Source organism: Candidatus Limnocylindrales bacterium, from assembly GCA_035559535.1.
Lineage (GTDB): Bacteria > Moduliflexota > Moduliflexia > Moduliflexales > JAUQPW01 > JAUQPW01.
In genome coordinates, this window is sequence record DATMBG010000007.1 from 72,275 (window position 1) to 93,479 (window position 21,205).

Below are 21,205 nucleotides of genomic sequence, written 5' to 3' on the forward strand. Positions count from 1 at the left end.
GTTATTGTCTTTGCAGTCTACGATTGGACCTGGCTAATCATAGCTAATTTGATAAAAAACGGTGCTTTCTCCCCGGGTCAAAACCGGGAGTATCTGCACCGAAAGGTTGGTGAATAAGGGGTGGCTAAAACAGGTCGAATTATAGCAGGTTTAGATATAGGCACGACCAAAATATGTGCCATTGTAGGCGAGGTCAATGAAGATGACCAGGTAGACATCATCGGAATTGGTAATACGCCGTCTCAAGGACTTCGTAAGGGTGTAGTGGTTAACATAGAAAGCACAGTTAAATCCATCGAGAGGGCGGTTCGGGAAGCGGAATTGATGGCAGGAGTCGAACTTCACTCTGCCTTTGTAGGTATCGCGGGTGGACATATTCGAGGGATCAACAGTCGTGGTGTGATTGCGGTATCTGGAAAAAATAAAGAGATTACCCCCCAAGATGTGAGACGGGTCATCGATGCAGCGAAAGCCGTATCTATTCCTGTGGACAGAGAAGTTATCCATATTCTTCCCCAAGAGTTTATCATTGACGATCAAGATGGAATTAAGGAACCCCTGGGCATGACAGGGGTCAGGCTGGAAGTGGAAGTCCATATTGTAACGGCTGCTGTGACCTCGGCTCAAAATATTATTAAAAGTGTGAATCGGGCTGGATTGAATGTGGAAGATATCGTCCTCGAGCAGTTAGCTTCCAGCAAAGCGACCCTGACACCGGATGAAAGAGAGATTGGAGTTGCCTTAGTAGATATTGGGGGTGGAACGACCGATATAATTGTCTTTGTAGATGGTAAAGTTTGTCATACGGCGGTTCTGGCTCTGGGAGGAAATCATGTGACCAACGATATTGCCGTAGGTCTTAGAACACCCACCGGCGAAGCTGAAAGGATCAAAAGGAGGTACGGTTGTGCCCTCTCTTCCCTAGTCTCGGAAGATGAAACTATTGAAGTGCCCAGCGTTGGAGGTAGAAAGCCTAGGGTTTTATCCCGACAAATCCTGAGTGAGATTATAGAACCTCGGATGGAAGAAATTTTCAGTTTGGTTCATCGAGAACTTAAACGAACCGGATATGATCACTTGATGGCAGCCGGAATTGTAGTAACCGGTGGCACAGCTATCATGGAAGGAGTTCCCGACCTTGCCGAGCAAGTCTTTGATTTACCGGTCAGAAGAGGAATGCCTATGAATATAGGCGGGTTGGTAGATGTTGTGAACAGTCCTATATATGCTACTGGGGTAGGACTTGTTCTATACGGGGTGGAACATGGTTCTCAAGGAAAGTTCAATAAAGCAGACGATGATAATCTCTTTCAACGGGTTGTGGCTCGCATGAAACAGTGGTTCGGGGAGTTTTTTTAATTAAATCTATAAAGGAGGCATGTATATGGATATGGACTTCGAAGAAACCAGTAGTATGAGAGCTAAAATTAAGGTTATCGGGGTCGGTGGGGGGGGCGGAAATGCGGTAAATCGAATGATCAGCGCTGGATTGGAAGGTGTTGAGTTTATTGCAACCAATACAGACGTTCAGGTTTTAAAACAAAACTTAGCCCCTAAGAAATATCAATTGGGTGCAAAATTAACCAAAGGACTGGGAGCTGGTTCAGATCCTTTAATAGGTAAAAACGCAGCCCTTGAAGATGAAGATTTATTGGCAGAAATGGTAGGGGATGCCGATATGGTATTCATTACAGCGGGCATGGGGGGGGGCACAGGAACCGGAGCTTCTCCTATCATTGCAGCAAAGGCAAAAGAACTGGGTGCTTTGACCGTTGCGGTGGTCACAAAGCCTTTTTTATTTGAAGGAAGTTTTCGCGCCAGACAGGCGGAGGCTGGGATTGCAGAGCTAAACGAGGTCGTAGACACTCTTATTACCATCCCCAATCAGCGTCTGCTGAATGTAGTCGGAAAACAGACCAGCATCCTGGATGCCTTTGCACAGGCCGACGAGGTGCTTAAGCAGGCTGTACAAGGAATTTCGGATCTTATTACGGTACCCGGCCTTATTAACCTGGATTTTGCCGATGTTAAAACGATCATGTCCAATATGGGCGTAGCCCTCATGGGAACTGCCGTAGCTACCGGAGAACAACGCGCCATCGACGCCGCCCAAAAGGCTATTTCTAGCCCTCTGCTGGACGATATAACCATTGATGGGGCAAGAGGAGTCCTGATTAATATTACCGGTGGTAAAAATCTCGGCCTCCATGAAGTGAGCGAGGCGGCTTCTATCATTCAAGAAGCTGCTCATCCAGAAGCCAATATTATCTTTGGCGCCGTGATCGATGAAACCCTCACCGATGAAATCCGAATTACCGTCATCGCTACAGGATTTGATGCAAAAGAGAAAGTAGAACGTGAAAAAATAGAGCGACAGTTGGGATCTGAAAAACTTCCCTACAAGTATCTGGATACCAGCCATGCACGCAAAAAATCTTCTGGTGGAATTCCTAAGAAACGGCTAGAGCCTGTTAGCGGTGATTTCGTCGTGGAGAATGATCTGGATATCCCAACCTTCATCCGGAAAAAAGCGGATTAGTTTAATCCGTAGGGAGTAAGTAGTGGTAAAGAGTGAAAACCTTTTTACTACCCATTAGGATCTGCGGGCAAGGATGCCCGCACTTTCAACAATAAAGAGTGGTAAAAGAGGGGATACCTTTTTACTACGGGTTACTTACTACCTACTTTCTTATATGAAAGGATTTTCTTCTCTTCTTCTCTATATAGGGACTATGTTGACCCTCTTCGTGTTAGCATCTTGTGCCACTCCTCCCTTTGATGTTTTTCAAAGTCCTAGAGTGAGTTCTTCACAAAATACCTCAGAAGTACCTCAAAATGGGTTCTCCGATTGGGATTATTCGGCTTCCGATCAGCTAGCACCTTCCAGCCCCTATGAACCTCCCTCCACATCTCCTTATCCTGTAACTCAGTATCCCACTCTCTATCCGGGTATATCTCCACGTAAAGCCCTTACCCATCCACCTAAACTGGTGAATGTAACGGCTCCTGAATCCACTCCTGAATCTGGACAAGGGGTTATCCAGATCGAACCAAAATCCAATTTAACCCATAAACCGATACGCCTGGTCCCTTTAACTAACCCAAAGCCTGAATATCATCCGGGTTATCCCCCGGGTTATCGCCTGGACTATCCCCGGGGCTATCTTCCTCCTTATCTTCCCAGTTATCCACGCAACTTAGGAGATCCTTATGGACGCCCGATTTGTCCGGCTTATCCTTCTAGCTTTTCGAATCTTCCTCCTCCAGACTCCAGGGACTATCCAGAGATTGCTGAGGCCTCTTGTCCCTAAGGGGAATTTTACTTAAATTATTTACTAACCAAACCTTTAAAGAACTTGTCCGGAAGAGGGAATTTTGTGTAAATTATTCATGGGATAATAATTTTCTGGATTAGAGGGTCAGTTTAACAAGTGATCCAGGTTTTGGCTGTACCTTGTTACCTTTCGTTAAAGATACCCAAGTCCTTACCTCCAAAAACCTTATTCATGGGTTCAGTACCCGACTTAAAGGCATAAGCCCGTATCCCTTTGATACCCTTAATCTGGGTTTTAGTGGGGGAGACGCACCAGAACGGGTCATTAAAAATCGGGAAATTTTCTTTAGTTCCCTGGGAATTGATCCAAGGAAGATTTTCCTTACCAAACAGGTTCATGGGAACCAGGTTTTCTCCATCGATAAGCAGGTGATAGATTATGAAGCGCTCAAGAAAAGGGCAAGTCAAGAAGCCTGTGATGCCTTGATAACCAATCAAATGGGAATTCCCTTAACCGTATTAACCGCCGATTGCGTTCCTTTAATCGTATGGGATCCAGTTCAACGGGCGATTGGAGTCATCCATGCTGGATGGCGCGGGACCCTCAGGAAAGTTACCGAGGCCACGCTACAGGCCATGAGGGTTACTTTTCGTACTCACCCCAAAGACTGTCGGGTTGTCATAGGTCCATCGATTCGTGGCTGTTGTTATGAAGTCGATAGAACGGTGGTAGAGCCTTTTAAGGCAACTTTTTCTTATGCAGATTGTCTTATGATTCAAAAGAGAGATCCTACATGGTTGTTAGATCTTGCACAAGCCAACCGTCAGCAATTAATCAGATGTGGAGTCCGTGAAGAAAATATCTCCATATTAAATTATTGCACCTACTGTCGTCCAGACCTCTTCTTTTCCTACCGGAGAGATGGAAAGAGAACAGGTAGAATGTTATCGACAGCTATGCTCTTAACAGACTAGAGAAGGCGTATGAAAAAAAAAGCCAGGACTATTTCGTATATGCCTTTAAGGCCCATAGGTTATCTCTTATTTAAAGTATATTTCCGTTTAACAGGAATCGGTACCGAATATATCCCTAAAGAGGGTCCCGGGATTATTGCACCGAACCATGTGAGTTATGCGGATCCTCCTTTAATAGCCGCCGTAACGCCAAGAATGCTCCACTTTATTATGTTACACGAGCATTATTACCATCCCTGGTTTCATTGGCTCTTTAAACGCCTGCCCTGTATCCCTATTAGACAGGGCCGTGTGAATGCAGAATCTTTAAAAGAAAGTTTACAGGTTCTGGAAGAGGGTAAGCTGTTGTGCATTTTCCCGGAAGGGGGCCGCACCCAGGATAATAAACTGATGCGGCCTATGCCGGGAATTGCGATGCTGGCCTTAAAAACTGAGGCACCTGTAATACCTGCGGGAATTATCGGGGGTTTTGAGGCCTATGGTCCTCATCTTAGATTTCCTCGTCCCAAACGTATAACCATTCGCTTTGGTCCTCCTCTTATTTTTAAGAAGGAGGAAAACCCCAATAAGGCAAGACTTTTAGAAATCTCTCAAGAAATTATGGGGCATATTGGGGCCTTATTGGAAAAAAAGGAGAAGTAACTATGTTTCGACTCAACCTTCTTTCTAAAGTCATTGATCAAGTTCCCAATCGTTATCTTCTAGTGCATCTTATCGCAAAGCGAATTCACCAGATCGAAGAAGGGGCAGCTCCCCTTGCAGGGGAAAAATATAATTCCATTTTTAATAAGGTCCTGGAAGAGATCATTGAGGGAAAAATACGGATAGTAGAATGGGAAGAGACAACTTCGGAGAAGCAAGAGTCTGATGGAGAGTCGTAAGATCTCCGATACGGAAGTACCAGTTGATAATTCGATTCCCCAGAAAAAGAGAGACGATAGCCCCTAAAACCAGAAATGGACCAAAGGGAATATAATCGTCTCTCTTTTTTTTCTTAAGGAGGATTAAACTGACTCCGATCAGAGAACCGGTTACCGATCCCAAAAAGATGGTCAAGAGGGTATTTTTCCAGCCTAAAAAAGTACCTATCATGGCCATTAATTTAATATCGCCGCCACCCATACCTTCCTTTCCCAAAACAGCCAGGCTTATAAAGCCAACCAGGTAAATAACCCCTCCTCCGACTAAAGCGCCTATTAAAGACTGTAACACGGAAAGTGGAAGGGTTAGCCAGGCCAGTAAAAGTCCTACGACAATGCCGGGTAACGAGATGACATCGGGAATAATTTGATGTTCTATATCGATGAAAGCAATGGCAATTAGAGCCGATAAGAAAACCAAATAAGAGAAAGCCGCAGGGGTGAAACCAAAGGTATGGAAGGTTAGCCAGAATAGGAAACCTGTTAAGAACTCGACCATGGGATATCGAAGGGATATAGGTTTCTTACAAAATCGACACTTTCCACCCAGAAGAATATAACTGAGGATGGGAATATTATCCTGGGGTTTTATACGATTATTGCAATGGGGACAGGTAGAGCGCGGAAGGACGATAGATTTTTTCCTTGGGATTCGATAAATGCAAACGTTGAGAAAGCTACCGACTAAGGTTCCTAAGAGGAAAATGTAAAGTTCGATGAGATACTTATCCATAGCGTATTCACTATGGATGATCTGAGGAGATAAGTCAAGTTCTTTCGTTTGGAAAACCCGGTTTCTTTTTAAGAAACCGGGTTCTTTAGAATGGTCAGACAGAAAGTCAAGGATTGAAGGAGGAAAATCGACTTTATGTTCCCTTACTCTCTTCTTTCGCAGGCTTGGCGGCTATTTCCGCGTCGACCAGTTCAATAACCGCCATGGGGGCTGCATCCCCGACCCGATATTTAGATAACTTAATAACCCGGGTATAGCCACCGTTTCTTTCGGCATATCTCGCTGCAAGGGTATCAAACAATTTTCGAACAACTTTTTTATCCTGGATAAACTGGAGAACCTGCCTTCGGGCATGGAGGGTTCCACGTTTGGCAAAGGTAATCATATGCTCTGCAAAACGGCGCATGGCTTTAGCCTTTGGGAGCGTGGTAGTAATTCTCTCATGCCGAAACAGCTCGGTAACCAGATTACGAAGCAGAGCTCTCCGATGACTGGCCGTCCTCCCTAGCTTTTTGACTTTTTTTCTATGCCGCATATTCAACCGAATTCAGGAGTCAGAGTGATCTTTACAAACTTTCTGACTTCTGACTTCTGACCTTTTATTTAGAATACAGCTCGACAATCAACTGTTCCTGGATTTGAGGAGAAATATCTTCCCGTTTGGGTAACTCAACAACCGTTCCTTTAAAATTAGCTGCATCTAAGGACAGCCAGGGTGGAATACCCCGACGTTGAGCAGCGGTTAAGGACTCTTTAATTCTTACATTTTCTCGACTTTTAGCCTTTACCTCGATTACATCCCCCTTAGAAACTTGATAAGACGGAATATCCACCAGTTTACCATTAACCAGAATGTGGCGATGTCGGACAAGTTGTCTGGCTTCTTTAATAGAGCTTGCAAACCCCAGGCGATGAACCACGTTGTCCAGACGCCGTTCTAAGGAGATCAATAAAGCAGCTCCGGTAACTCCCTTTTGTTTGGCCGCTTTTTGGAAATAACGTCTAAATTGTTTTTCTAAAACCCCGTAAATCCTTTTCACTTTCTGTTTTTCACGCAAGCGAATCCCGTAATCAGATACCTTAGATCGGCGTTGTCCGTGCTGACCTGGTGGATAATTTCGCCTTTCTATGGGACACTTATCGGTAAAACAGCGTTCTCCCTTTAGATAGAGCTTCATTCCTTCCGCTCTACAAAGCTTACATACAGGACCGGTATAACGTGCCACTCCTTCCTCCGAAACTGAATAGGCAATAGGTAACAGGCCCTAGATCGTGAATTGTCTTTTCCTACCCACGGTCTACGGCTTGCTACCCATTACTTTTTTAAACACGTCGTCTTTTAGGGGGCCTGCAACCATTATGAGGAATCGGTGTTACATCCTTGATGGCTTTAACTTCCAATCCCACAGCCTGTAAGGATCTTATGGCCGCTTCCCTTCCGGCTCCAGGCCCTTTTACATAAACTTCTACCTGGCGCATCCCCAGGTCGAGGGCTTTTTTTCCACAATCTCGAGCTGCCATCTGGGCAGCAAAAGGGGTATTTTTTCGAGATCCCTTATATCCTAAACTGCCGGCACTTGACCAGGTGATAACATTCCCCTCTAAATCGGTAATGGTAACAATGGTATTATTAAAACTACTCTGAATATGGGCAATACCCTTCTCGATATTTTTTAATTCCCTTTTTTTCTTTTTGGCCCCTTTTTTTCCCATACTTAGGGTACTACGCAAAGCGTAATCTGTAGGGCTTTCTAGATCCTACTTTCTGAACTCATTCATTACGCCTTACGTATTCCATCTTCTATTATTTCTTTTTGAGCTGTTTACGCTTACCTCCAATAGTTCGTCGGGGTCCTTTGCGGGTTCTTGCATTGGTACTCGTCCTCTGACCACGAACCGGAAGTCCTCGTCGGTGACGTAAACCTCGATAACAACCGATATCCATGAGGCGTTTTATATTCATAGCGACTTCCCTGCGTAAGTCCCCTTCTACTTTATATTTTTCATCGATTATTTTTCTCAGCGTAACGACTTCTTCGTCGCTTAACTCACCGACCTTTTTATTAAAATCAATTCCGGCTTCTTTTAAAATTTTTTGTGCAGAAGGACGACCGATCCCATAAATATAGGTCAAACCGATTTCTACTCTTTTATTCTTCGGTAGATCAATCCCGGCTATGCGTGCCAAAGTTATAACCTCTCCTTAACTTTGGGGCTTGAGACTTGAGACTTGAGACCGGACGCCGGTCTCTGACCTCTGGCCTCTTGCCTCTAAGAAATTTTTCACCCCTGTTTTTGTTTATGCCGAGGGTTCTCACAAATGACCCTTACGACACCTTTTCGTTTGACAATCTTGCATTTATCACAGATTTTTTTTACGGAAGCTCGAACTTTCATAATCTGAAACCGTCTGGACACCAAGAACGTCAAACAGTAAGCACTACCGTCAGATGGTTGCTTGAACTCTTTTTCTCCCCAGGTCTCTGGATCTGTTCCAGCCTTTGCCCCTGGCGTCCTTGGTGTCCAGACAGTTTACCTATTTATGTCGATAAATAATTCGTCCCCGGGTTAAATCATAGGGAGAAAGTTCAACGGTCACTTTATCTCCAGGTAATATTCGAATAAAGTGTTTACGCATTTTACCCGAAATATGGGCTAAAACTTTATGTCCGTTATCCAGTTCAACCCGGAACATAGCGTTGGGGAGCGGTTCTACCACCGTCCCTTCCACCTGTATGGCTTCTTCTTTTGGCATAAATTTGTTTGCTTATCAAATCCTTTAAATAATATAAGATAGATCGAGATAACTACTGAATAGGGTGATATAGCAATATAATTTTTTAATCCAGATTCGTCAATATTTCAGGCCCATTTTCTGTAATCGCAATGGAATGTTCAAAGTGGGCGGATAAACTTCTATCTTGCGTGACAGCCGTCCATTTATCTTCTAATATTTCAACTTCTGGACCTCCCATGTTTACCATGGGCTCTATGGCCAATACCATCCCGACTCTCAGCCGTTCTCCTTTACCCGGTGTACCAAAATTAGGGACTTGAGGGTCTTCATGGAGTTTTCTACCTATTCCATGTCCTACAAAATCCCTTACCACCGAGAAGGAGTTCTTTTCGACGTGGGATTGAACGGCATAAGAAATATCTCCTAACCGATTCCCGGGGTAAGCCTGTTCAATCCCTTTGTAGAGGGCTTCCTGGGTGACTTGAAGAAGTCTCTCAGCCTCTGGAGAGATTCTTCCAACTGGAACTGTCAGAGCAGCATCTCCATAGTAATTATCAACAACCACGCCTACATCGAGACCTATAATATCTCCCGATTTAAGTTTTCGAGAGGAAGGAATTCCATGGACCACCTGTTCATTAACCGACGTACAGATATAAGCTGGATAGTTTCGATACCCCTTAAAAGCCGATTTAGCCTTTCTTTTCTTCAGCCAGTCTTGGGCAAAGGCATCTAACTCCGCGGTCGTTATTCCCGGGGCAACTAATTTTATTAACTCTTTTAATAATTCAGCAACAAGTCGGCAACTTACCTTAATTTTATTTATCTCTTCACGAGATTTTAAAATAACTCCCATTTTTCAACTACCCTTCCTTTTTTATTTTTGAAAATATGGCATCCTGGATACTTTTGAAAACATCTTCTATGGTCCGTGCCCCTCCGTCTATGGAGATCAAGGCGCTTTTTTCCCAGTAATATTCTATCAAAGGTTTAGTCCGGGCGCGATAGACCTCCAACCGTTTCCTTACCGTTTCTTCCTTATCGTCCTCTCGCTGGTATAAAGGGCCTCCACACTTATCACAAACTCCTTCTTGTAGGGGAGGGTTAAAAATTACGTGAAAGGTTTCTCCACAATTCCGACATACCCTTCTGCCGGAGACTCTTTTGATAAGTTCTTCTTCCTGGAGATAAATATTAATCACGGCATCTAGATAGAGACCTCTCTGCCTGAGAATCTCATCCAGAGCCACAGCTTGCCAGATAGTCCTCGGAAACCCATCCATCAGCCATCCTTTCTGGCAATCCACCTCTTGAAGCCGATCTTTAATGATACCGATCATAATTTCATCTGGAACCAGTTCTCCCTTTTCCAAATAAATTTGGGCTTTTTTTCCAAGAGGAGTCCCTTCTTTGACGGCTTGTCTTAAAATATCTCCGGTAGAGATTTGAGGTATGTTATAGGTTTTGGAAAATAATTTGGCCTGTGTCCCTTTACCGGCTCCCGGGGGGCCCATGAAAATTAGGTTCATTTAACGGCCGCCCGCTGCCTATTGTTTAGTAAAGACGTTACCTATGACTTCTCTACAGACAACGGACAACGGACAACAGACAATGGACCACGGATAGTCCTCCTACCTTCTTCCTCGAAGCCTTCCTTTTTTCATAAAACCTTCATAATGCCGAGTCAAGAGATGGGACTCGATTTGCTGTACGGTATCCAGGGCAACACCTACAACGATTAAAAGGGCCGTACCTCCAAAGAAGAAAGGAACATTCATGGTTGTTATCAGAAGTTCAGGAAGTATGGCAATCAAGGCCAGGAAGATAGCTCCGGCTAAAGTAATTCGCGTAAGTACCGAATCAATATACAGGGCGGTTTTCTTTCCAGGTCGCACGCCTGGAATAAAACCTCCATACTTTTTCATATTATCTGCCAGATCGGTTGGATTAAAAATGATGGCCGTATAGAAGTAGCAGAAGAAAATGATAAAGGCTGCATATAGAACGGTGTGGAGCATATGACCGGGAGATAGATTCTCTGCGATGGCCTGGGTCCAGGGATGTTTAATAAATCGAGCTATCGTTGCCGGAAATACAATGATGGACGAAGCAAAGATAACGGGAATAACGCCCGGGGTATTTACACGGAGAGGAATATGGGTATTCTGACCCCCGTAGATTTTTCTCCCAACGACGCGTTTGGCATATTGAACAGGTATTTTTCTTACCGCTTGTTGCATCACGACCACGGCTGCTACCACAAAAATGATAAGTACTAAAATTCCCAGGATAGAAAAAATTTTCATCTCTCCGATCTGGATCCGCTCGATCGTTAAGAATATTGCGGAAGGAAGTCTATCGACGATACCTGCAAAAATGATGAGCGAAATGCCATTTCCAATTCCCCGTTCCGTGATTTGTTCCCCAAGCCACATAAGGAATGCCGTACCGGCTGTGAGTGTAAGAACCGTTACGAACCGGAAGCTCCAACCAGGATAAGGAACCACAGGAGCTCCACCCTGGCTATGCATTCCTTCTAAACCAAAGCTGATTCCTAGGGCCTGGATAGCACTTAGAACCACCGTTCCATATCGGGTATACTGGGTGATCTTTTTCCTTCCCTGTTCACCTTCCTTAGCCAGCCTTTCCAAATAGGGTACAACTACCGTTAAAAGCTGAAGAATAATAGAAGCACTGATATACGGCATAATCCCTAAAGCAAAGATTGTTAGCCTTCCCAGTGCTCCTCCCGAGAACATATCTACAAATCCTAAGATTGTATCTTTTTGCCTGGCAAAGAATTCACTTAAAGCCACCCCATCGATGCCCGGAGTTGGAATATGGGAGCCAATTCGATAAACGACCAAAAGAGCTAACGTAATTAAAATCCTTCGCTTTAGCTCAGGTACTTTAAATATGTTTTGGACTACCTGTAACAAGGGGTATACCCTCTCTGTTGAACAATGAACAACAACAATAAACAATTAATTGTTTATTGTTAATTGTCCCTTGTGATTGGTTAATTGAACTGCTTCTCCACCGGCTGTTTTAATTTTTTCTAAAGCAGACTTACTAAAAGCATGGGCCTGGATCGTCAACCGTTTGGTGAGATCCCCATCCCCGAGAATTTTAATCTCGTATTTATCATTTTTTATAAGACCGCGCTGGATTAACAGGTCTGGTGTGATCACACTCCCTTCCTCAAAGACTTCATTTAAGCGACCGATGTTAATAATGCTATATACTTTCTTAAATATGTTGGTAAATCCCCGTTTAGGAATACGACGTTGCAGGGGCATTTGTCCGCCTTCAAATTGAGGTTTAAGTCTGCTACCTGAACGGGCTTTCTGTCCTTTATGTCCTCTGCCGGAAGTCTTGCCGTGTCCCGAGCCGGGGCCACGGCCTACCCGTTTTTTCTTTTTTCTAGAGCCCTTCGCGGGCTTTAACTCGTGTAACTTCATGTATTGAAAGAAAGGGTGAAGGGTAAAGGATGAAAAGCAACGTTTATTCATCCTTTAGCCTTCCGCCTTTAGCCTTCAGTGTCTGGAACCTCTTCAACTTTTAAAATTTTTATAAGATACATCACCTGTCTCAGCATCCCTCGGATTTCGGGAGTATCTTTGCGAACTACCACTTTATTGGTTTTCGTTAAGCCCAGGCCCCGAAGAGTTTCCCGATGTTTCCTGATGGTGCCAATAGGGCTTTTAGCAAGTTTGATGGTAATCAGTCGTGCCATAATTACGCCTCTACTTCTTTTTCTTCTCCTTGTTGAACAGGTTTAGTAGATCTATATTCAGCCACCAACAAAGGATCTTTTAAGCTCTCCAAGGCTTTTATAGTGGCTTTCACAACATTATGAGGATTGGTAGAACCGATGGCCTTAGTCAAAATATCCTGGATACCGGCAGATTCTACCACAGCCCGAACAGCACCCCCTGCGATGACCCCGGTTCCTCGAGAAGCAGGTTTTAAAAATACCTGACTGGCTCCATATTTTCCGAGAACCTGATGAGGAATTGTCGCCCCTTTCAGGGGAATCTTTATCAGGTTTTTCTTGGCATTTTCTATACCCTTCCGGATTGCTTCGGGGACTTCATTGGCTTTTCCCAAACCATATCCCACATAACCATTACGGTTCCCTACTACTACCAAGGCGCTGAAGCTAAATCGCCTTCCCCCTTTTACCACTTTCGCAACCCGACTGATATGAACCACCCTATCGGTTAACTCTAATTCTTTTACATCGATCCGCGCCACCTACATCTCCTTTCCCTACCCATGGAGTCCGAGAATTCTAAGAATTCTCGGGCCATGCAGGAATTAAAACTGTAAACCACCTTCACGGGCTGCGGTAGCCAGTGCTTTAACCCGGCCATGAAATTTATAACCGCCTCTATCAAAGACAACGGCTTTGATATTTTTTTCTAAAGCTTTTTGAGCCAGTATCCGGCCCAAAACCTTAGCAGCTTCAATATTACCGCCATTTTTAACACTTTCTTTAATTTCAGAACTTAAGGTCGAAAGACCCAGTAACGTATGACCCTTTTCATCATCGATAATTTGAGCATACATATTCCGAGCACTTCTAAAAACACTCAACCTGGGACGCTCTGAAGTTCCTTTTACTTTTTTTCTAACCCGCTTATGCCGTTTTTTTCTATGTTCCTCTTTAGTCAACTGTGGCATGGTAAGTAAGAATAAGTCATAAGTAGCAAATAGCAAGGTAAAGAAAATGATTCACGACTTACTATTTACCACTTACCGTTTTTTAAGCACCGGCTTTTCCAACCTTACGGCGAATACGTTCACCTTCGTATCGAATTCCTTTACCTTTATAAGGTTCCGGTTTCTTAATATTCCGAATTTCTGCGGCTACCTGACCAACCTGTTGTTTATCAGCGCCTTTCACCAGTATCTTCGTATTATCTCGGACCTCAATGGTAACTCCATCTGGAATAGGGTAATTGACAGGATGGGAATACCCTACATTTAAAGTAAGTACTCTTCCTTCAACCTTTGCACGATAACCGATTCCCTCAATTTCTAACCCCTTACTAAATCCCTGGGTAACCCCGGTAACCATGTTGGCTATTAAGGTTCTGGATAATCCATGAAGAGAACGATAGCGTTTCTCATCAGATTCCCTTGTAACCAGGAGTTGCCCATTCTGATGGACTACCTTGATACCGTTGGGGATTCGATATTCCAATTTACCCAGAGGTCCTTCTACCCTACAGAGGGAATCCTCTACTGTAACCTTAACATTTTTAGGCAACTCAATAGGCTTTTTACCGACTCTGGACATGATTAACAATCAACCACAAGCCGTAAACTATTCAGCCTGGTTTATGGCTTGTGGTTAATAATTCCCTGTTCGGTGAAGGCTACCATACGTAGCATAGCACCTCGCCGCCAACTCCCATTAAGCGGGATTCTTTATCTGTCAAAATACCTTTAGAAGTAGAAAGGATGGCGATCCCTAACCCTCCCAGCACTCGAGGAATGGCATCTTTTCGTTTATAAACCCTGCACCCTGGTTTACTTACCCGTTGTAGATTTGTGATAACCCTTTTCCCCTCGGGAGTGTATTTTAGATAAATTCGTAGAGCATTTCCAACCATTTTATATCCACGAATGAATCCTTCTCTCTTAAGCAATCTGGCTATTTCACCTTTTAATTTAGATGAGGGCACATCGGTATAAGGTTTATAGACCAGATTGGCGTTTCGGATTCGCGTTAACATATCGGCAATAGGATCTGTAGTGGCCATCTTAACCCATCGAGAAGCCAGAGGCAAGAAGCAACAGGGTTCCCTTTCTTACCTCTTGCCTTTTGCTTCTACCAGCTCGCTTTGATAACCCCAGGTATCTCTCCCTTTGAGGCCAGGGTTCTGAAACAAATACGACACATTTTAAACTTTCGGATATAACCCCGAGGTCTGCCGCATATCAGGCAGCGATTCCTCTGTCTTGAACTAAATTTTGGTTTCTTTTTGGCTTTTGCAATAGATGCTGTTCTTGCCACAGTATTTTCCCTAAATCTTAGGAGCTAAGGGGCCTAAAGGGTCTAAAGTTAAAGGAAACTTTAGACCCCTTAGATCTCTTAGCCTGTTAGACACCTCTTATTTATTTATTGCCTGAAGGGCATACCCAGCTCTGCGAGAAGAGCTTTTCCCTCTTCATCGGTTTTAGCCGTCGTAACAATGGCTACATTAAGTCCCCTGATTTTATCCACTTTATCGTAATTTATTTCAGGAAATATAATTTGTTCCCGAAGACCCAAGGTGTAATTTCCTCTTCCATCGAAGGATTTGGGAGAAACTCCTTTGAAATCTCTAACCCGGGGAAGAGCTACATTCACCAATCTATCCAGAAACTCATACATACGCTGCTTGCGTAAGGTTACCATACATCCGATGGGCATACCGGCCCTTAGCTTAAAACTGGCTATGGACTTTTTAGCCCGTCTTATGACCGGTTTCTGACCGGTAATAGCCGCTAACTCCTCTGCCGCAGCATCCAGAACTTTAATATCTGAAACCGCTTCTCCCAACCCCATGTTTACCACAATTTTTTCTAATCTGGGTACCTGCATCACGTTTTTATATCCAAATTGCTTCATCAAATTTGGAATTACAACTTCCCGATATTTTCTTTCCAATCGTGATTTCATGAAAGTCAATGGTAGGGCGAGACGTTATTCCCCTTTCGGGGTAAAGCACCCTTCTGCCCTACTTATCAATAATCTCTCCACACTTCTTGCATGTTCTGACATTACGGCCGTCTTCTAATCGGGTTTTCCCAATACGGGTAGGTTTTTTACAATTTGGGCAATTGAGCATTACATTGGAGACGTGAATACCTCCTTCCATCTCCACAATACCACCCCCTTGCCCCTGTGCTCTTTTTTTAAGGTGCTTTTTAATCAGGTTAACTTTTTCCACAATCACTTTTCCTTTTTTAGGGATCGTTCTTAAAATCTTACCCGTTTTACCTTTTTCTTTTCCGGCAATAACAGTAACCGTATCTCCTTTTCTGACATGAAATTTGATCCTAGGCATAACCACCTGTATGGGTGTATAGGGTGTGGGTCTGTGGAAAGTAAGGTATAGATAGTTTTTCTCACGCCCATACGCCCATACTTCTCTTTTAAATGACTTCCGGAGCCAGGGACAATATTTTGGTAAATTCTTTATCCCGGAGTTCTCGGGCTACCGGACCAAAGATTCTGGTTCCCATGGGTTCATTTTGGGGGGTTAAGAGTACTGCCGCATTTTTATCAAACTTAATATAAGATCCATCTTTCCTTCTCATTTCTTTAGCTACCCGGACAACGACCGCCTTCACCACGTCACCTTTTTTTACAGAACCCCCTGGAGAAGCCTCTTTAACAGCGGCCATAATCACATCTCCGACATATCCATATTTCTTATTTGAACTTTCCATAATCCGAATGCACATAATCTCTTTGGCTCCGGAATTATCTGCAACTTCAAGTCTTGTCTGTGGTTGTATCATCTCCTTCACCCTCCTGTTCCGTTAATTGAGCTTTCTTTAGAATTTTAACTACGCGCCACCGTTTCTCTTTACTGAGTGGCCTCGTCTCCCATATCTCAACAATATCTCCTATGGAGCATTTATTCTCCTCATCATGGGCTTTAAACTTTTTCGATCTTTTGATCGTTTTATTATATCTGGGGTGTTGAATAAATCTAGTCACCTCAACGACCACCGTCTTCATCATTTTATTACTGACCACAACTCCCTGTCTTACCTTCCTTCTCCCTGGTTTTTCCATCTTTGGAAGAGCTTAGCATACTTAAAGTGAGCTAAAAGGTTTTTTTACTTTAGTTCACTTTAAGCAGTTTCGACCCTTAAAAACTTCAGGCACTTAAAAGACCCTTTAGGCCTTTCCCCTGGTCTCTTTCTCCGCCGCCAGCTCCCTTTCCCGAATAATGGTCAACACTCTTGCAAGATCCCGTCGAACGTTTCTGATAATTTGTGGATTTTCAGCCTGATTGGTTGCAATCTGAAATCTCAAATTAAAGAGTTCTTCTCGTAAGTCCCTTTCCCGTTCTTTTAGTTCTTCGTCCGTTAATTCTCTCAGTTCTCGCGCTTTCACCGCTTACTCCTTTCTTACCGTACCACAAATTTGGTTTTAATAGGAAGCTTGTGGGCAGCTAGGCGTAGAGCATCTCTGGCGAGTTCTTCAGGAATGCCATCCATCTCATAAATGATACGACCAGGCTTAACCACAGCTACCCAATGATCCAGAGCTCCTTTTCCTTTACCCATTCGAGTTTCCGTAGGCTTCGAGGTGACAGGTTTATCTGGAAAAATACGTATCCACATTCTTCCACTTCTTTTTACTTTTCGTGTGATAGCAATACGGGCTGCTTCGATCTGGCGATCTGTAATATAACCGGGTTCTAAAGCCTGCAGACCAAATTGACCAAAATTAAGCGTAGAACCTCGATAAGCTTTACCCTTCATCCTTCCCCGTTGTTGCTTTCGATATTTTACCTTTTTAGGCATTAACATAGCTAAGACTCCTTTGAAGTTTTCAGGTTAAGCTATTTACCAACCCTAAACCTTAGCGGGTTGTTGAAGAGTTTTTTGACCGGACTGACTTTGTTGACCGGACTGACCTTGTTGAACCTGTTGATTTTGTTCCTTGGACTGATTATTCCTCGAAAGAACTTCTCCTTTAAAAATCCAAACCTTGACCCCTATCAATCCATAAGTGGTCAGGGCTTGTGAAAAACCATAATCGATATCAGCCCGTAAAGTATGTAGAGGAACTCTCCCCTCTCGATACCATTCGGTTCTGGCCATTTCCGAACCATCTAACCGACCACTACAGGAAACCTTGATGCCATAAGCCCCCAAGCGCATAGCCGACGATACACTTCTTTTCATGGCACGGCGAAACGAAACTCTTCTTTCCAGTTGAAGAGCTATATTTTCAGCCACTAATTGAGCATCAAGCTCTGCTCTTCTAACTTCATAGATATTGACCTGGATTTGTTTACCGGTAAGGGCTTGCAGACTTTTCTTCAATTTATCGACCTCTGCACCTTTCCGACCGATGATAATTCCGGGGCGTGCAGTATGAATATTTACGGTAGTCTTCTCAGCAGCCCGCTCGATTTCAACTTTAGAAATCCCGGCATGGGATAATTTGTCTTTGACAAAATTTCGGATTTTCAAGTCTTCATGGAGCAGATCTGCATAATTCTTCTCCGCATACCATTTAGAGTTCCAAGTCTTAATAATTCCTAATCTTAAACCTATTGGATTAACTTTTTGTCCCAAGCATTACCTCCCTCCTTGTTGATTGTTGATCGTCCATTAGATTTTAGTCCCTCCTGGACGATCGACAATGAACACTAATTATTCCTTTGGTTTTTCATCTAAAATAATGGTAATATGGCTGGATCTCTTTCGAATTGGCGTTGCACGCCCCATAGCCCTTGGTAAATACCTTCGCTGGGTTGGGCCATCATCTGCAAAAGCCTGACTAATGTAGAGGGCATCCACGTCGGCTTCAGAATTTTCTTCTGCGTTAGCAATAGCCGAGCGTAAAATTTTAGCAATGGTACGAGCAACCGCTTTCGGGGAATATTCCAGGATATTCAGGGCTTCTTCTACCGGTTTACCCCGGATGAGATCGATGACGAGTCTGGCTTTTTGAGGTGAAACCCGAATGTATCGTCCTACGGCTTTGGCTACCACATCTGTTTAAGTGTTCTAAAGTGAGCTAGACGGTTTAAAGTTTTTATGGCTTGTCATTTCAGGTTTTCTAGCTCACTTCAGGCACCCTAGCTTATTTTTCTGTCCTTTCTCCGGCTTTCTTTACCGTGGTTGTTTTCTCACTTTTCCCGTGTCCTCGATAGGTTCTGGTGGGTGCAAACTCACCCAGTTTATGTCCCACCATATTTTCGGTTATAAACACCGGAATAAACTTTTTACCGTTATGAACGGCAAAATAATGACCTACGAATTCAGGAATAATGGTAGAACGCCGGGACCAGGTCCGAATGGGCTTTCTTTCCCCGGTTTGAGCCATTTTTCTTACTTTTCTCAACAGGCTTTCATCTACGAAAGGACCTTTCTTAACTGAACGGGGCATATTTTCAGAAGATAGAAGTCAGAAGCCAGGGATTTTCTGACTTCTGACTTTTATCTTCCTTATTTACGGCGCTTTATAATTAATTTATCAGAAGGTTTTTTCTTTCGAGTTTTATAGCCTTTAGTCGGCATACCCCAAGGACTGACCGGATGTCGACCTCCAGAAGTTTTTCCTTCTCCTCCCCCCATGGGATGGTCTACAGGATTCATGGCCACTCCCCGAACACGGGGTCGCCTTCCCAACCATCTGGATCTGCCGGCTTTTCCAATGCTAATGTTTTCATGTTCTATATTACCTACGGTTCCGATAGTTGCCGAACAATCCAGATGAATAAGTCGAATCTCGCCTGAAGGAAGCTTTACCTGGGCATAATCTCCTTCCTTGGCCATAATCTGAGCACTATTTCCGGCACTCCTAACCAGTTGTCCGCCTCTACCTTTTTTGAGTTCGATATTATGGATATCCGTTCCCACGGGGATGTTCCTTAAAGGAAGGCAATTACCCACTTTGATATCTGCCTCCGGTCCGGCCACCACCGTATCTCCTACCTTCAGCCCTAAGGGAGCCAGGATATATCTCTTTTCTCCGTCCAGGTAATGGAGTAAAGCAATTCTGGCAGATCTATTGGGATCGTATTCAATGGCCGCTACTTTCGCCGGAATAGCAATTTTATCTCGCTTAAAATCGATGATTCGATAAAAACGTTTATGACCTCCACCCCGATGACGACTGGTAATTCTTCCGGCGTTATTTCTTCCTCCCGTTTTTTTAAGCGGCTTAATTAATTTCTTTTCAGGCTCTGTCTTGGTAATCTCTTCAAACGTATAACCGGTCCGAAATCTTATACCCGGTGAGGTCGGTTTATATGTTTTAATACCCATCGCAGGAAGTCAGAAGTCAGAAGTTAAGATCGTTTTCTCCAGACTTCTGACTTCTGATCTCTGACTCCTAGTCTTATTCTAAGATCGGGATTTTATCTCCTTCCCTTAAGGTCGCAATCGCTTTCTTCCAATCCGGTCGTTTACCAGAAGTTCGACCTCGCCTTCTCACTTTGCCAAGAACGTTGATGGTATTCACTTTTAACACTTTGACTGCAAAAATCTCTTCGAGGGCCTTTTTTATTTCAATTTTATTGGCGTTTCGATCTACCTCAAAGACATATTTATTGTATTTGGCTTTCAGGCGAGAATTTTTCTCCGAAAAAAGTGGTCGTTTGATAATGCTATACACGTCTTTTTTCATGGTACCAATGCCCCTTCCAAATAATCTACGCCTGATTTATCTAAAATAAGATAATCATGTCGTAAAGCTGTATAAACGTCTAGATGCTCCACACGCACGACCCCTACACCGGGGATATTCCGTGCAGACCTCCATACCCACTCTGTCCAATCTCCAAGGGCCAACAGGGCAGAGGGTTCTTCGCTTCCTGTTAAACCCTTTAAAATCTTATACATTTCTTTGGTTTTGGGCTTCTCCAGGTTAAACCTGTCTACCACGAGGAGTTTAGATTCCCTCAATTTAGCGGTTAAAACAGATCTTAAGGCAGATCTTCGGACTTTTTTGGGAACAGAATAAGAATAATCCCTGGGTTTGGGACCGAAAACGACACCCCCACCTCGCCAGAGAGGGGAACGAATAGTTCCAGCCCTGGCGCGACCGGTTCCTTTCTGTCTCCAAGGCTTCCGTCCACCCCCACTTACTTCCGATCTGCCCTTTGTAGAGGCGGTTCCTTGCCGTCTATTGGCTAATTGGGCACGAACGACCTCATGAACCACATGCTCTTTGATCTCCCCATCAAAGACTTCCGGGTTGAGGTTCCTCTCCTCTACTTTTGAATTGTTAATATCTACAATATTTATCGTAGGCACCGGTACTCCTGCAGAAGAGTGTGGGCATATGGCAACAGAATGATCCTGTTGCCATATGCCCACACTCTTTTATAACTTGATTTTCACATCGACCCCTGCTGGTAAATCCAACCGCATTAAAGCATCCACCGTTTGGGGAGTTGGTTCAAGAATATCTAGAATTCTTTTATGGGTTCTGATCTCAAATTGCTCCCGAGATTTTTTATCCACATGGGGAGATCGAAGGACTGTAAACCTACTGATTTTTGTAGGCAAAGGAATAGGGCCGACCACCCTTGAGCCGGTACTTTGGGCCGTGTTAACAATCTCGACTACCGATTGATCCAGCAGTTGATGATCATAAGCTTTTAAACAGATTCGAATATTCTGATTCGGCATAATCCCGAAATCAGGAGGCAGTTTTCAGGAGTCCGTTTAAATAAATTTTCTTTCTCCTGAATCTTTTCTCCTGACTCTCTCTACTCAAGAATATCACTGACCACTCCAGCCCCTACCGTCTTCCCTCCTTCCCGTATCGCAAACCTCAACTCCTTCTCCATCGCAACCGGTGTGATCAACTCCGC

36 protein-coding genes are annotated in these 21,205 nt (G+C 43.8%); 5 read left to right on the top strand and 31 right to left on the bottom strand.

From position 1 onward, the window contains the following. Positions 1-120 precede the first annotated feature (120 nt). From ftsA to VNM22_02035, 5 genes are all read left to right on the top strand, one after another. Positions 121-1,359 carry a cell division protein FtsA gene (gene ftsA / locus VNM22_02015; protein ID HWP45912.1) on the top strand — a complete coding sequence of 413 codons (1,239 nt, stop codon included), beginning with the start codon at positions 121-123 and terminating at the stop codon, positions 1,357-1,359. A 31-nt stretch (positions 1,360-1,390) separates the two neighbouring features. Continuing rightward, positions 1,391-2,539: a cell division protein FtsZ gene (gene ftsZ, locus VNM22_02020; protein ID HWP45913.1), complete on the top strand. Its 1,149-nt coding sequence runs from the start codon at positions 1,391-1,393 to the stop codon at positions 2,537-2,539. 259 nt (positions 2,540-2,798) lie between these two features. Further along, a complete protein-coding gene (locus VNM22_02025) occupies positions 2,799-3,311 on the top strand; it encodes a hypothetical protein (protein ID HWP45914.1) in 513 nt (170 codons plus the stop codon). A 143-nt stretch (positions 3,312-3,454) separates the two neighbouring features. Next, positions 3,455-4,249 carry a peptidoglycan editing factor PgeF gene (pgeF, locus tag VNM22_02030; GenBank protein ID HWP45915.1) on the top strand — a complete coding sequence of 265 codons (795 nt, stop codon included), beginning with the start codon at positions 3,455-3,457 and terminating at the stop codon, positions 4,247-4,249. A gap of 9 nt (positions 4,250-4,258) precedes the next feature. Further along, positions 4,259-4,891, top strand: a complete 633-nt coding sequence (locus VNM22_02035; GenBank protein ID HWP45916.1) for a lysophospholipid acyltransferase family protein — start codon at positions 4,259-4,261, stop codon at positions 4,889-4,891. A gap of 162 nt (positions 4,892-5,053) precedes the next feature. Here VNM22_02035 and VNM22_02040 read toward each other — a convergent pair whose 3' ends face one another. The 31 genes from VNM22_02040 to VNM22_02190 form a co-directional block, all read right to left on the bottom strand. Next, a complete protein-coding gene (locus VNM22_02040) occupies positions 5,054-5,902 on the bottom strand; it encodes a prepilin peptidase (protein ID HWP45917.1) in 849 nt (282 codons plus the stop codon). A 133-nt stretch (positions 5,903-6,035) separates the two neighbouring features. Further along, positions 6,036-6,437, bottom strand: a complete 402-nt coding sequence (rplQ, locus tag VNM22_02045; GenBank protein HWP45918.1) for a 50S ribosomal protein L17 — start codon at positions 6,435-6,437, stop codon at positions 6,036-6,038. A 64-nt stretch (positions 6,438-6,501) separates the two neighbouring features. Next, a complete protein-coding gene (gene rpsD, locus VNM22_02050) occupies positions 6,502-7,128 on the bottom strand; it encodes a 30S ribosomal protein S4 (GenBank protein HWP45919.1) in 627 nt (208 codons plus the stop codon). Between the two features lie 97 nt (positions 7,129-7,225). Continuing rightward, a complete protein-coding gene (rpsK, locus tag VNM22_02055) occupies positions 7,226-7,615 on the bottom strand; it encodes a 30S ribosomal protein S11 (GenBank protein HWP45920.1) in 390 nt (129 codons plus the stop codon). A 91-nt stretch (positions 7,616-7,706) separates the two neighbouring features. Continuing rightward, positions 7,707-8,090: a 30S ribosomal protein S13 gene (gene rpsM, locus VNM22_02060; protein ID HWP45921.1), complete on the bottom strand. Its 384-nt coding sequence runs from the start codon at positions 8,088-8,090 to the stop codon at positions 7,707-7,709. A 95-nt stretch (positions 8,091-8,185) separates the two neighbouring features. Further along, entirely contained in the window at positions 8,186-8,299 is a 114-nt protein-coding gene (rpmJ, locus tag VNM22_02065; GenBank protein ID HWP45922.1) for a 50S ribosomal protein L36, read from the bottom strand. A gap of 139 nt (positions 8,300-8,438) precedes the next feature. After that, the gene (infA, locus tag VNM22_02070) at positions 8,439-8,657 is read right to left on the bottom strand and encodes a translation initiation factor IF-1 (GenBank protein HWP45923.1); all 219 of its coding nucleotides are present in this window, start codon (positions 8,655-8,657) and stop codon (positions 8,439-8,441) included. A gap of 85 nt (positions 8,658-8,742) precedes the next feature. Further along, positions 8,743-9,495 carry a type I methionyl aminopeptidase gene (gene map / locus VNM22_02075; GenBank protein HWP45924.1) on the bottom strand — a complete coding sequence of 251 codons (753 nt, stop codon included), beginning with the start codon at positions 9,493-9,495 and terminating at the stop codon, positions 8,743-8,745. Positions 9,496-9,502: 7 nt separating this feature from the next. Then, positions 9,503-10,168, bottom strand: coding sequence for an adenylate kinase (locus VNM22_02080; protein ID HWP45925.1), 666 nt, complete (start codon positions 10,166-10,168; stop codon positions 9,503-9,505). Positions 10,169-10,270: 102 nt separating this feature from the next. After that, a complete protein-coding gene (gene secY, locus VNM22_02085) occupies positions 10,271-11,578 on the bottom strand; it encodes a preprotein translocase subunit SecY (GenBank protein ID HWP45926.1) in 1,308 nt (435 codons plus the stop codon). Between the two features lie 45 nt (positions 11,579-11,623). After that, on the bottom strand, positions 11,624-12,100 hold the full coding sequence (gene rplO, locus VNM22_02090; protein ID HWP45927.1) for a 50S ribosomal protein L15: 477 nt from the start codon (positions 12,098-12,100) through the stop codon (positions 11,624-11,626). 68 nt (positions 12,101-12,168) lie between these two features. Next, the gene (rpmD, locus tag VNM22_02095; GenBank protein ID HWP45928.1) at positions 12,169-12,375 is read right to left on the bottom strand and encodes a 50S ribosomal protein L30; all 207 of its coding nucleotides are present in this window, start codon (positions 12,373-12,375) and stop codon (positions 12,169-12,171) included. Between the two features lie 2 nt (positions 12,376-12,377). Continuing rightward, complete coding sequence (gene rpsE / locus VNM22_02100; GenBank protein ID HWP45929.1) at positions 12,378-12,896, bottom strand: 30S ribosomal protein S5; 519 nt, start codon at positions 12,894-12,896, stop codon at positions 12,378-12,380. A gap of 63 nt (positions 12,897-12,959) precedes the next feature. Continuing rightward, positions 12,960-13,325 (bottom strand): 50S ribosomal protein L18, encoded by a 366-nt coding sequence (rplR, locus tag VNM22_02105; protein HWP45930.1) that lies wholly within the window; start codon positions 13,323-13,325, stop codon positions 12,960-12,962. 82 nt (positions 13,326-13,407) lie between these two features. Next, the gene (gene rplF / locus VNM22_02110) at positions 13,408-13,944 is read right to left on the bottom strand and encodes a 50S ribosomal protein L6 (GenBank protein ID HWP45931.1); all 537 of its coding nucleotides are present in this window, start codon (positions 13,942-13,944) and stop codon (positions 13,408-13,410) included. Between the two features lie 79 nt (positions 13,945-14,023). Next, positions 14,024-14,410: a 30S ribosomal protein S8 gene (gene rpsH, locus VNM22_02115; GenBank protein HWP45932.1), complete on the bottom strand. Its 387-nt coding sequence runs from the start codon at positions 14,408-14,410 to the stop codon at positions 14,024-14,026. A 68-nt stretch (positions 14,411-14,478) separates the two neighbouring features. Further along, positions 14,479-14,664, bottom strand: coding sequence for a type Z 30S ribosomal protein S14 (locus tag VNM22_02120; protein ID HWP45933.1), 186 nt, complete (start codon positions 14,662-14,664; stop codon positions 14,479-14,481). 105 nt (positions 14,665-14,769) lie between these two features. Beyond that, on the bottom strand, positions 14,770-15,312 hold the full coding sequence (gene rplE, locus VNM22_02125; GenBank protein HWP45934.1) for a 50S ribosomal protein L5: 543 nt from the start codon (positions 15,310-15,312) through the stop codon (positions 14,770-14,772). Positions 15,313-15,370: 58 nt separating this feature from the next. Next, positions 15,371-15,700, bottom strand: coding sequence for a 50S ribosomal protein L24 (rplX, locus tag VNM22_02130; GenBank protein ID HWP45935.1), 330 nt, complete (start codon positions 15,698-15,700; stop codon positions 15,371-15,373). A gap of 88 nt (positions 15,701-15,788) precedes the next feature. Beyond that, complete coding sequence (gene rplN, locus VNM22_02135) at positions 15,789-16,157, bottom strand: 50S ribosomal protein L14 (protein ID HWP45936.1); 369 nt, start codon at positions 16,155-16,157, stop codon at positions 15,789-15,791. Continuing rightward, the gene (gene rpsQ / locus VNM22_02140; protein HWP45937.1) at positions 16,132-16,437 is read right to left on the bottom strand and encodes a 30S ribosomal protein S17; all 306 of its coding nucleotides are present in this window, start codon (positions 16,435-16,437) and stop codon (positions 16,132-16,134) included. Before rpsQ ends, rplN begins: the two co-directional genes overlap by 26 nt. 105 nt (positions 16,438-16,542) lie before the next feature. Continuing rightward, a complete protein-coding gene (gene rpmC / locus VNM22_02145) occupies positions 16,543-16,761 on the bottom strand; it encodes a 50S ribosomal protein L29 (GenBank protein HWP45938.1) in 219 nt (72 codons plus the stop codon). Between the two features lie 14 nt (positions 16,762-16,775). Continuing rightward, entirely contained in the window at positions 16,776-17,180 is a 405-nt protein-coding gene (gene rplP, locus VNM22_02150) for a 50S ribosomal protein L16 (protein HWP45939.1), read from the bottom strand. 45 nt (positions 17,181-17,225) lie between these two features. Continuing rightward, positions 17,226-17,954, bottom strand: a complete 729-nt coding sequence (rpsC, locus tag VNM22_02155) for a 30S ribosomal protein S3 (protein HWP45940.1) — start codon at positions 17,952-17,954, stop codon at positions 17,226-17,228. Between the two features lie 78 nt (positions 17,955-18,032). Beyond that, positions 18,033-18,374 (bottom strand): 50S ribosomal protein L22, encoded by a 342-nt coding sequence (rplV, locus tag VNM22_02160; protein HWP45941.1) that lies wholly within the window; start codon positions 18,372-18,374, stop codon positions 18,033-18,035. Positions 18,375-18,465: 91 nt separating this feature from the next. Further along, a complete protein-coding gene (rpsS, locus tag VNM22_02165) occupies positions 18,466-18,771 on the bottom strand; it encodes a 30S ribosomal protein S19 (GenBank protein ID HWP45942.1) in 306 nt (101 codons plus the stop codon). A 59-nt stretch (positions 18,772-18,830) separates the two neighbouring features. Beyond that, entirely contained in the window at positions 18,831-19,652 is an 822-nt protein-coding gene (rplB, locus tag VNM22_02170; protein ID HWP45943.1) for a 50S ribosomal protein L2, read from the bottom strand. Positions 19,653-19,725: 73 nt separating this feature from the next. Continuing rightward, positions 19,726-20,013, bottom strand: a complete 288-nt coding sequence (gene rplW / locus VNM22_02175; GenBank protein ID HWP45944.1) for a 50S ribosomal protein L23 — start codon at positions 20,011-20,013, stop codon at positions 19,726-19,728. After that, complete coding sequence (gene rplD, locus VNM22_02180; protein HWP45945.1) at positions 20,010-20,642, bottom strand: 50S ribosomal protein L4; 633 nt, start codon at positions 20,640-20,642, stop codon at positions 20,010-20,012. The genes rplW and rplD overlap by 4 nt, the downstream gene beginning before the upstream one ends. 69 nt (positions 20,643-20,711) lie before the next feature. After that, positions 20,712-21,020, bottom strand: a complete 309-nt coding sequence (gene rpsJ / locus VNM22_02185) for a 30S ribosomal protein S10 (GenBank protein HWP45946.1) — start codon at positions 21,018-21,020, stop codon at positions 20,712-20,714. An 80-nt stretch (positions 21,021-21,100) separates the two neighbouring features. Then, positions 21,101-21,205, bottom strand: a 105-nt coding sequence (locus tag VNM22_02190; GenBank protein ID HWP45947.1) for a hypothetical protein, incomplete at its 5' end; no start/stop codon positions are given.

Bases quoted from the DNA above. Each gene is read 5' to 3' on its own strand.
- rpsK (HWP45920.1), bottom strand. From the start codon at position 7,615: ATGGGAAAAAAAGGGGCCAAAAAGAAAAAAAGGGAATTAAAAAATATC.
- rpmJ (HWP45922.1), bottom strand. From the start codon at position 8,299: ATGAAAGTTCGAGCTTCCGTAAAAAAAATCTGTGATAAATGCAAGATT.
- rplP (HWP45939.1), bottom strand. From the start codon at position 17,180: ATGTTAATGCCTAAAAAGGTAAAATATCGAAAGCAACAACGGGGAAGG.
- rplB (HWP45943.1), bottom strand. From the start codon at position 19,652: ATGGGTATTAAAACATATAAACCGACCTCACCGGGTATAAGATTTCGG.
- rplX (HWP45935.1), bottom strand. From the start codon at position 15,700: ATGCCTAGGATCAAATTTCATGTCAGAAAAGGAGATACGGTTACTGTT.
- rpsQ (HWP45937.1), bottom strand. From the start codon at position 16,437: ATGGAAAAACCAGGGAGAAGGAAGGTAAGACAGGGAGTTGTGGTCAGT.
- rpsS (HWP45942.1), bottom strand. From the start codon at position 18,771: ATGCCCCGTTCAGTTAAGAAAGGTCCTTTCGTAGATGAAAGCCTGTTG.
- rplQ (HWP45918.1), bottom strand. From the start codon at position 6,437: ATGCGGCATAGAAAAAAAGTCAAAAAGCTAGGGAGGACGGCCAGTCAT.
- rpmD (HWP45928.1), bottom strand. From the start codon at position 12,375: ATGGCACGACTGATTACCATCAAACTTGCTAAAAGCCCTATTGGCACC.
- rplE (HWP45934.1), bottom strand. From the start codon at position 15,312: ATGAAATCACGATTGGAAAGAAAATATCGGGAAGTTGTAATTCCAAAT.
- VNM22_02040 (HWP45917.1), bottom strand. From the start codon at position 5,902: ATGGATAAGTATCTCATCGAACTTTACATTTTCCTCTTAGGAACCTTA.
- rplO (HWP45927.1), bottom strand. From the start codon at position 12,100: ATGAAGTTACACGAGTTAAAGCCCGCGAAGGGCTCTAGAAAAAAGAAA.
- infA (HWP45923.1), bottom strand. From the start codon at position 8,657: ATGCCAAAAGAAGAAGCCATACAGGTGGAAGGGACGGTGGTAGAACCG.
- ftsZ (HWP45913.1), top strand. From the start codon at position 1,391: ATGGACTTCGAAGAAACCAGTAGTATGAGAGCTAAAATTAAGGTTATC.
- rplR (HWP45930.1), bottom strand. From the start codon at position 13,325: ATGCCACAGTTGACTAAAGAGGAACATAGAAAAAAACGGCATAAGCGG.
- VNM22_02035 (HWP45916.1), top strand. From the start codon at position 4,259: ATGAAAAAAAAAGCCAGGACTATTTCGTATATGCCTTTAAGGCCCATA.
- rplF (HWP45931.1), bottom strand. From the start codon at position 13,944: ATGTCCAGAGTCGGTAAAAAGCCTATTGAGTTGCCTAAAAATGTTAAG.
- rpsH (HWP45932.1), bottom strand. From the start codon at position 14,410: ATGGCCACTACAGATCCTATTGCCGATATGTTAACGCGAATCCGAAAC.
- map (HWP45924.1), bottom strand. From the start codon at position 9,495: ATGGGAGTTATTTTAAAATCTCGTGAAGAGATAAATAAAATTAAGGTA.
- rplN (HWP45936.1), bottom strand. From the start codon at position 16,157: ATGATACAACCACAGACAAGACTTGAAGTTGCAGATAATTCCGGAGCC.
- VNM22_02080 (HWP45925.1), bottom strand. From the start codon at position 10,168: ATGAACCTAATTTTCATGGGCCCCCCGGGAGCCGGTAAAGGGACACAG.
- rplW (HWP45944.1), bottom strand. From the start codon at position 20,013: ATGAAAAAAGACGTGTATAGCATTATCAAACGACCACTTTTTTCGGAG.
- rpsJ (HWP45946.1), bottom strand. From the start codon at position 21,020: ATGCCGAATCAGAATATTCGAATCTGTTTAAAAGCTTATGATCATCAA.